7 protein-coding genes are annotated in these 8,159 nt (G+C 75.6%); all 7 read right to left on the bottom strand.

The features are described from left to right. Nucleotides 1–59: 59 nt before the first annotated feature. The 7 genes from ACFU6K_RS22915 to ACFU6K_RS22885 all read right to left on the bottom strand — a co-directional run bounded on the left by ACFU6K_RS22915 (nt 60) and on the right by ACFU6K_RS22885 (nt 7,946). Nucleotides 60–1,775: a 4Fe-4S binding protein gene (locus tag ACFU6K_RS22915; protein ID WP_380665828.1), complete on the bottom strand. Its 1,716-nt coding sequence runs from the start codon at nt 1,773–1,775 to the stop codon at nt 60–62. Nucleotides 1,776–1,833: 58 nt separating this feature from the next. Further along, a complete protein-coding gene (locus ACFU6K_RS22910; protein ID WP_380665826.1) occupies nt 1,834–2,745 on the bottom strand; it encodes a diiron oxygenase in 912 nt (303 codons plus the stop codon). 139 nt (nt 2,746–2,884) lie between these two features. After that, nucleotides 2,885–4,162, bottom strand: coding sequence for an RNA polymerase sigma factor (locus ACFU6K_RS22905; RefSeq protein ID WP_380665824.1), 1,278 nt, complete (start codon nt 4,160–4,162; stop codon nt 2,885–2,887). Next, complete coding sequence (locus ACFU6K_RS22900; protein WP_380665822.1) at nt 4,159–4,536, bottom strand: YciI family protein; 378 nt, start codon at nt 4,534–4,536, stop codon at nt 4,159–4,161. The genes ACFU6K_RS22905 and ACFU6K_RS22900 overlap by 4 nt, the downstream gene beginning before the upstream one ends. 226 nt (nt 4,537–4,762) lie before the next feature. After that, a complete protein-coding gene (locus ACFU6K_RS22895; RefSeq protein WP_380665820.1) occupies nt 4,763–5,788 on the bottom strand; it encodes an RNA ligase family protein in 1,026 nt (341 codons plus the stop codon). A gap of 71 nt (nt 5,789–5,859) precedes the next feature. Continuing rightward, nucleotides 5,860–7,107, bottom strand: coding sequence for a 3-phosphoshikimate 1-carboxyvinyltransferase (aroA, locus tag ACFU6K_RS22890; RefSeq protein ID WP_380665817.1), 1,248 nt, complete (start codon nt 7,105–7,107; stop codon nt 5,860–5,862). A 152-nt stretch (nt 7,108–7,259) separates the two neighbouring features. Continuing rightward, nucleotides 7,260–7,946 carry a TetR/AcrR family transcriptional regulator gene (locus ACFU6K_RS22885; RefSeq protein ID WP_380665815.1) on the bottom strand — a complete coding sequence of 229 codons (687 nt, stop codon included), beginning with the start codon at nt 7,944–7,946 and terminating at the stop codon, nt 7,260–7,262. Nucleotides 7,947–8,159 lie beyond the last annotated feature (213 nt).

Here is an 8,159-nt window from a genome sequence, read left to right as displayed (position 1 = left end):
CCCGACGTCCTGCGCACGTCCTGTGCGAGGCCCCGCGGACGCGAGTTCGAGGACCGGCCCTACCGCCGCAGCCCCGCCGCCAGCAGCTCGGCGACGGTGGCGAGCTTCACCCGGGGCCGCCCCTCGGCCTCGCCCCGCTCGCGTTCCGCGCGGTCCACCGCCCGCAGCTCCCGCAGCCCGACCGCGTCCGGCCGCCGCTTCCGCACCAGCCGTTCGAACTCCCTGCGCCCCGCCGCCGGGACGGGCAGCGCGCGGGCGGTCGCGTCGTCCAGCAGCGCGCCCACCGTCTCCCGGGCGCAGGCCCGGTTGGCGCCGATCCCGCCGGACGGCCCGCGCTTGGCCCAGCCCACCACGTACGTCCCCGGCAGCGGCTGTCCGGTCGCCGGGTCGACGACCCGTCCCGCCCGGTGCGCGACCGTCCCGGTCCGCTCGTCGAACGGCAGCCCGGGCAGCGGGGCGCCCCGGTGCCCGATGGAGCGCACCACCAGCCCGGCCCGCAGCACGTCGCGTACCCCGGTGCCCTCGACCCTGCCGTCCTCCGCCGGGGCGGTCCGTTCGACGGTCAGCTCCTCGACCCGCCCCTCCCCGGACAGCTCGACCGGCGCCGACAGGAACCGCAGCACGATCCGCCGCCCCGGCCCGGGCGCGGCGGCCCCGTCGTGCGGCACCAGCGGCAGCCCGGCGAGCAGCGCCGCCCCCGTACCCGATCCGGCCCCCGCCCCCGCCCCCGTACCCGATCCGGCCCCCGCACCCGGCCCGGTCCCGGCCCCCGCCGCCTCGATCGCCGCCCGCACCTCCGGGTGGTCCGCCACCACCACCTCGACGCCCGGCAGCTGCCGCAGCGCCAGGAACTCCGCCCTGCTCCACGCCGCCTGCCCGGGGCCGCGCCGGGCGAGCAGCACGACCTCCCGGACCCGGCTGCGGCGCAGCGCGGCCAGGGCGTGGTCGGCGATGTCGGTGGCGGCGAGCCGGTCGGGGTCGGTGAGCAGGATGCGGGCGACGTCCACCGCGACGTTGCCGTTGCCGATCACCACCACGCGCTCCGCCGACAGCTCCACCGCGTCGGCGGGCACGGTGGGTTCGGCGTTGTACCAGCCGACGAAGGCGGTCGCGGGCACGCTGCCCGGCAGGTCCTCGCCGGGTATGCCGAGCCGGCGGTCGGCGGCGGCGCCGACCGCGTACACCACCGCGTGGTGGTGCGCGGCGAGCTCCTGGTGGGTGAGGTCCGTGCCGATCTCCACGTTGAGGTGCATCCGCAGCCGCGGGTCGTGGAAGACGCTCGCGAAGCTCTCCGCGATCCGCTTGGTGGACTGGTGGTCGGGCGCGACGCCGTGCCGCAGCAGGCCGCCGGTGACCGGCAGCCGGTCGATCATGGTGATCTCGGCGCTGGTGCCGCGCAGCAGTTCCTGCGCGGTGTACCCGGCGGACGGGCCGGTGCCGACGACGGCGATCCGCAGCGTGCCGAGCTCACCCGGCAGGCTGCGCGGGAAGCTGGGCGCGCCCCAGGCGTGGTCGGTGGGGTGGTCGCGGAACCAGTCGCGGTTGAGGTCGCCGAACACGGTGGCGGGTCCGCGCAGCCGGTCGACCGGGAACACCGCGTCCACCGGGCAGGCGTCCGCGCAGGCGCCGCAGTCGATGCACGCCCGCGGGTCGATGTAGAGCGTGTCGGTGGTGCCGAACTCCGGTTCGTCCGAGGTCGGGTGGATGCAGTTGACCGGGCAGACGGACACGCACGAGGCGTCGTTGCAGCAGGTCTGGGTGATCGCGTAGGCCATGGCCGGGGTGGGTCCTCGCTGCGCGTGGGGGATGGGGCGGCTCGGTGCTGACGGTCCGTCAGAGCATGTGCACCCGGCGGTAGACGGCCGCTGAGCGGCTGGTGAGCAGCCCGGCCTCGGCGAGGAAGGCCATCAGGTGCCGGGAGCTGGTGCGCATCATCGCCTTGCGGTGCTCGCTGGCCCGCACTTCGGCGAGCGCCCGCTGCACGTCGAGCCCGGCGGCCTTGTACACGCCCGGGTGCACCATGCTGGTGACGATGACGTAGGCGCCCAGGGCGATGCCGGTGGCCGAGGCGCGCCGACGGGCCGGGCTCGCGTGGCGCATCCGCTCGCGGATCTCCTGCCGGGCGAACTTCATGTGCCGGGACTCCTCGACCACGTGGATCCGGGAGGTGCCGCGGACGATCTCCAGCACGTTCTCGCCGCGCATCCAGTCGCGCTGCATGACGTCGAGCACCTCTTCGGCCACCAGGGTTCCGCCGTAGGCGAGTTCGCCCCTGGCGAGCGCCTTGAAGGCGCGCCCGGCCTGGGCGATCACCTTGTTGGGGCGGTAGGCGGGAACGCCCATCTTGGCGCAGGCGCGGGCGAACATGATCGAGTGGCGGCACTCGTCGGCGATCTCGGTGAGCGCGAACTGGAACTCGGCGCTGGCGGGGTTCTTGAGGTACTGGTCGCGCAGCACCATCTGCTGGAGGATCATCTCGAACCAGATGCCGGTGTTCATGATCGAGCAGACCTCGTGCCGGGTGAGCGTGACCCGCTGGCGCTCGGTCATCTCGTCCCACAGCCGGGTGCCGTAGAGCGTGCTCCACTCCGGGTTGAGGCCGTAGTGGTCGTCCGGGAGGGGGGCGTCCCAGTCGATCTCGGTCGAGGGGTCGTAGGAGAGGGTGGCGGCCGACTCCAGCAGCCGCTTCGAGACGTCGTCGTCGGCCGTGGTGTGGCCGTGTCCCGTCTGCCAGGTGAGAGCCATGGCTGCCTCCAGGTGGCTGTTCCGCGGGTTCCCGCTCACCCGCTTATTAGACGGACAGTACAATAAGAGCCGGTCGCCGAGAACCCCCTGCGCGACAGCGATCCGGCGCGCGGCCGTACGGCTCACGCCCCCCTTCCGCTCAGCCCGTGCTCTCCGCCCCCTCCAACCGCTGTGCCCGGGCCGTCAGGTGGCGCCGCTCCGGGGCGCTCGCCGTCCGGGCCGCCGCCTCCCGGTACGCGCGGGCGGCGGCCGCCGGGTCGGTGCCGAGCCGGTCGAGCAGGTGCGCCCGGACGGCGAGCAGCCGGTGGTGCCGGGCCAGGCGCCGGTCTCCGGCCAGCTCCGCCACCAGCGCCAGCCCGGCCTCCGGCCCGTGCACCATCGCGACCGCGACCGCCCGGTTGAGCGCGACCACCGGGTTCGGGTCGAGGCGCAGCAGCAGGTCGTACAGCACCAGCACCTGCGGCCAGTCCGTCTCCCGCGCCGTCGCCGCCTCCCCGTGCACCGCGGCGATCGCGGCCTGCACCCGGTACGGCCCGACCTGCCCGCGCGGCAGCACCGAGGCGATCAACTCCAGCCCCTCGTCGAGCAGTTCCCGGTCCCACCGGCCGCGGTCCTGCTCGTCCAGCGGCACCACCTCGCCGTGCGCCCCGGTGCGGGCCGGCCGGCGGGCGTCGGTCAGCAGCATCAGCGCGAGCAGCCCCGCCGTCTCGGCGTCCCCGGGGGTGAGCCGGCGCAGCAGCCGGGTCAGCCGGATCGCCTCCCCGGACAGCCGCGGCGCGGTCAGCTCCTCGCCGCCGCTCGCCGTGTAGCCCTCGTTGAAGACCAGGTACAGCACGTGCCGGACCTCGGACAGCCGCCCCGCCCCGCCCTCCGGGAGGGACGCTCCGCCACCGGGGAACACTCCCCCGCCCGCGGTCCGCAGCGTCTGCTTCGCCCGGCTGATCCGCTGCGCCATCGTCGCCTCGGGCACCAGGAACGCGGCCGCGATCTGCGCGGTGGTCAGGCCGCCGACCGCGCGCAGGGTCAGCGCGATCCGGCTCGGCACGGACAGCGCCGGGTGGCAGCAGAGGAACAGCAGCGCGAGCGAGTCGTCCGCCGCCGGGTCGGGCGCGTCGGCCGCGGGGGCGAGCAGCGCCGACTGCGGCGTGGCCAGCGCCAGCGCCTCCTCCCGGCGGCGGCGCGCCGACTCGCTGCGCACCTGGTCCACCAGTCGCCGGTCCGCGACCGTCACCAGCCAGCCCCTCGGGTTGGCCGGCACCCCGCCCTGCGGCCACTGCGTCGCGGCGGCCAGCAGCGCCTCCTGCACCGCGTCCTCGCACGCGTCGAACGCCCCGCCGTGCCGCCGCAGCAGCACGCCGAGGACCTGCGGCGCCAGTTCGCGCAGCAGGCCCTCGACGGCACCGGTCGTTCCGCTCACTCGCACACGGGGAGGTCGCCCGCGGCGGACTCGTGCAGGATCGGCCACAGCTCCACCGGCTCCACGTCCGCGAACGGCATGTCCGCCGCGATCTGCTGGGCCCGCTCCAGGCTCTCGCAGTCCAGCAGGTAGAAGCTGGCCACGTACTCCTTGGTCTCCAGGTACGGCCCGTCGGTGACCACCGGCACCCCCTCCGCCCGCCGCACCAGCTGCGCCGCCGCCGCGTCCGCCAGCCCGTACGCGCCGATCAGCTCCCCGCTCTCCCGGTACCGCGTGTTGAACGCCTCCTGCCGGGCGATCGCCTCCGGCCACGCCTCGGCCGGGAAGGAGTCCCACTTGGCCTGGTTGCCGTAGATCATCGCGACGTACTTCATTCCGGGTGTCCCCTCCGTCTCGCGCGCCCCGTCGGCGCGCCGTCACCTCTCAGTCGGAGCGGCGGAACCCGGCCTCGACATCGGCCGACGACTTTCCCGAGGAACTTTCCCGCGGAGTCTCCCGCGGACTTTCCCGAGGAGTTTCCTGCGGACGTTCCGGCGGAGTCCTCCCGCGCCCCGACCCCCACGAACGATCAAGGTACGGCAGCCGCCGGGCACCCTGCGGTCAGGAGGTGCGCCGGTCCTCCGCGTCGAAGGACGCGAGTGCGCGCGCCCCCGGTTCGAGGGCCAGCCGCAGGGCGGCCAGGACGGCGGGCTCCAACCCTCCGACGGCTTCGGCGAGTTCCTCCGCCACGTCCGCCGCGATCTCCGCCGCCACGGCCTGCGCGGCCGTGCGCGGGCCGAGCTTGCTGACGGCGGCCGCGGCGCGGGTGGGGGTGAGCAGGGCCGAGGCCTGGACGAGGAGCCAGGCGGGGACGCCGGCCGCGCCCTGCGGCGGCGGGAGGTACGGGCGGGCGCCGTCGTAGCGGTCGTCCTCGGCGAAGGCCTGCTGCTTGACCTTCACGAGCGGTCGGGCCACGCCGGACTCGTGCCACTCCCCGGCCGGTTTGAGGACGTACCCCTCGGCGAGGTTGTCCGGCAGCTCGGGCAGGCCGAGCAGGGCGGGCACCCGGCTGGGGTAGCGCACCGGCAGGTCGTGCAGGGTGTTCAGCGGGCCGTGGCCGAGCAGGGGCACGCAGGTGAGTCCGGCGGCCCGCGCGGCCGAGCGCAGGGTGCGGTCGGCGATCCACCAACGGCCCTCGGGCGTCTCGACGGTGGCGTCGAAGGGCAGCCAGCGCAGGCCGGGGGCGTACCAGACGCCGGTCTGGACCGGGTCGACGCCGGGGACGGCGGGCACCCCGGGGTGCGGGTAGCGGCCGCCGGCCAGTTCGCCGTAGACCGTCACCACGGCGGCGGCGCCCCACGGTTCGCGCACCGCGGCGGCGAACCGGGCGGCCGCGACGGACAGTTCGGGCCAGATCCGGCTCACCCCGAAGAAGCCGTCCAGCCCCTCGTCGTCCAGCAGTTCGCGCCGCTTCGCGGCCCGTACGGAACCGCCCTCGCAGACCACGGCGAAGTGCGCCCCGTGCACCTTCTCGGCCGCGGTCCACTCGCGGCTGCCGGGCCCGCCGGAGCGGCCCCGGGCGGGGATCTTGGGGTAGGGCCGCAGCCCGGGCCCGTCGGACACCGTCTCGAACACCGTCTCGGACACGAACGGAATCCTCGCCGCCGGGGCCGCCGCCTGGCAACCGGGATTCCCGGGCCGGGTCTGATCGGCGCCGGTCAGACCCCCCACTCCGCGCGCAGCGCCGCGAAGGCCTCGTGGAACCCCGGGAAGGTCTTCCGCACGCAGCCCGGGTCGTCGAAGGTGATGCCGGGGGTGCGCAGCGAGGTGACGGCGAAGGACATGACGATCCGGTGGTCGGAGTGGGTGGTGATCTCGGCCGGGCGGGGCGTGCCGGGCCGGATCTCGATCCAGTCGTCCCCGGTGGCCACGGTGATGCCCATCGCCCGCAGGTTGTCGGCGCAGGCCTCCAGGCGGTCGCACTCCTTGACCCGGGTGTTGTGGACGTCCTCGATCCGCACCGGCCCGGTGGCGAAGGGGGCGATGGCCGCGAGGGTGGGCATGGTGTCGGAGATGTCCCGCATGTTGACGGTGATCCCGCCGAGCGGGCCCTCGCCGGCCACCGTCGTGCGGTCGCCGCCGACGTCCACCCGGGCGCCCATCCGCCGCAGCACGTCGACGAAGCGCAGGTCGCCCTGGAGCGCGTCCCGGCCGAGACCGGGGACGGTGACCTCCCGGCCGGCCAGGGCCGCGGCGGCGAAGAAGTAGCTGGCGGTGGAGGCGTCCGGCTCGATCGGGTGGTCGGCGGCCCGGTAGCCGCCGGGGGGCACCTCGAACAGCTCGCCGACGGGCGTCCGCTCCCGCTTCACCTCGACCCCGAAGGCCCGCATCATCGCCAGGGTGATGCCGACGTACGGGGCGGAGACCAGCCGGGTGACGGTGATCCGCAGGCCGTCCCGGGTGAGCGGGCCGAGCAGCAGCAGCGCGGTCAGGTACTGCGAGGACTGCCCGGCGTCCAGGGTGAGTTCACCGCCGCGGACGCCGTCGGCGAGGACCGTCAGCGGGTGGTGCCCCTCGGCCTCCTCGTGCCGCAGGTCCACGCCCAGTTCGCGCAGCGCCCGGGTGAGCGGGGCGACCGGGCGGCGGCGCATCTGGGCGGAGGCGTCGAAGCGGTACGTGCCGCGGCCGGCGGCGGCGAGGGTGGGCAGGAAGCGCGCGGTGGTGGCGCCGTCGCGGCAGTACACCTCGGCGTCCGGTACGGCGGGACCGGCCGGGCGGCCCTCCACCCGCCACGCCCCGGGCGTCCGCTCGATCCGGTACCCGAGGGTGTCCAGCCCCTGCGCGAAGCCCTCGGTGTCGTCCGAGGACAGCGGCCGGCGCAGGGTGGTCACGCCCTCGGCGGCGGCGGCCAGGAACAGCGCCCGGGCGGTGATGGACTTGGACCCGGGGATCTCCACAGCAGTCACGGCAGGCTCTCCCAACACGAGTGTCCGACAGGCGTCTCCGGTGACGTCGGGCCCGATCCTGCCCGACCCGGCCGCCTCCGTCGCCGACCATCCACGGGCTGGACGGTGACGGGGGCGACAACAGCGGGCGAAGGCTTCGGCCGCCTGCCGGTTCAGCAGCGCGCCCAGAGCCCGGCCAGGTGCGCGTGCAGGACCTCCTCCGCCTCCGCCACCGTCCGGTGCCCGACCAGCACGTGCGCGGTGAGCCCGTCGGCGAGGGCGAGCAGCGTACGGGCCTCGGTCCGCGCGTCCACCGCCCCGCCGGCGGCCGCCCCACCCAGCGCCGATCCACCGGCCGCCGATCCACCGACCGGTCCACCGGCCGCCGCCCCGCCCAACGCGGACGCGCCGACCGCCGCCCCGCCCGCGGCCTCCGCGACCAGCCGCACCATCAGCTCCTCCAGCGCCGCGTAGCTGCTCCGCAGGGTGGCCGCCAGCCCCGGGTTGACGGCGGCCCCGGCGACGAAGGCGAGCCAGATCCTGGCCTCGGCCCGGTGTTCCTCGCGCAGCAACGCCACCTCCCCCGCCACCAGCCCGAGTTCGGTGGCCGCCGACTGCGCCGGGCCGGCCGTGAGCCGGTTCCGCACCCGCGCCGTGACCCGCTCGCCGACGTGCGCGAGCGCGGCCAGCAGCATCTCCTCCTTGGTGCGGAAGCAGCGCTGGACGGCCCCCATCGAGACCTCCGCCCGGGTGGCGACGTCCCGCAGGGTGACGCCCTCCAGCCCGTGCTCGTCCACCAGCAGGCAGACGGCCTCGGCGATCCGCCGGCGCCGGCCCTCGTGGTCCACCTGTTTCGGCATGCCCGTCCTCCTCGTCCGCCGCGCCCTCCGATATTCCGATGCAAGCGTATCGGTTCCGGGCTAGGGTTCACTCCGTTCCGATGCGACCGCATCGGAACGAGGCCGACGAGCCGCCGAGGAGAGCCCCCCATGCCCGAAGCCACGCCCCTGTGGAGCAGGCCCGCCACCGAACTCGCCGCCGCCGTGCGCGGCGGCGAGGTGTCGGCCCTGGAG

Origin of the sequence: Kitasatospora sp. NPDC057512 (assembly GCF_042802135.1) — a bacterium.
Taxonomy (GTDB): domain Bacteria; phylum Actinomycetota; class Actinomycetes; order Streptomycetales; family Streptomycetaceae; genus Kitasatospora.
Note: the sequence above shows the minus strand (reverse complement) of the source record. Positions and strands in the feature narration are given on the sequence as shown.

Bases quoted from the DNA above. Each gene is read 5' to 3' on its own strand.
- ACFU6K_RS22915 (WP_380665828.1), bottom strand. From the start codon at position 1,775: ATGGCCTACGCGATCACCCAGACCTGCTGCAACGACGCCTCGTGCGTG.
- ACFU6K_RS22910 (WP_380665826.1), bottom strand. From the start codon at position 2,745: ATGGCTCTCACCTGGCAGACGGGACACGGCCACACCACGGCCGACGAC.
- ACFU6K_RS22900 (WP_380665822.1), bottom strand. From the start codon at position 4,536: ATGAAGTACGTCGCGATGATCTACGGCAACCAGGCCAAGTGGGACTCC.
- ACFU6K_RS22885 (WP_380665815.1), bottom strand. From the start codon at position 7,946: ATGCCGAAACAGGTGGACCACGAGGGCCGGCGCCGGCGGATCGCCGAG.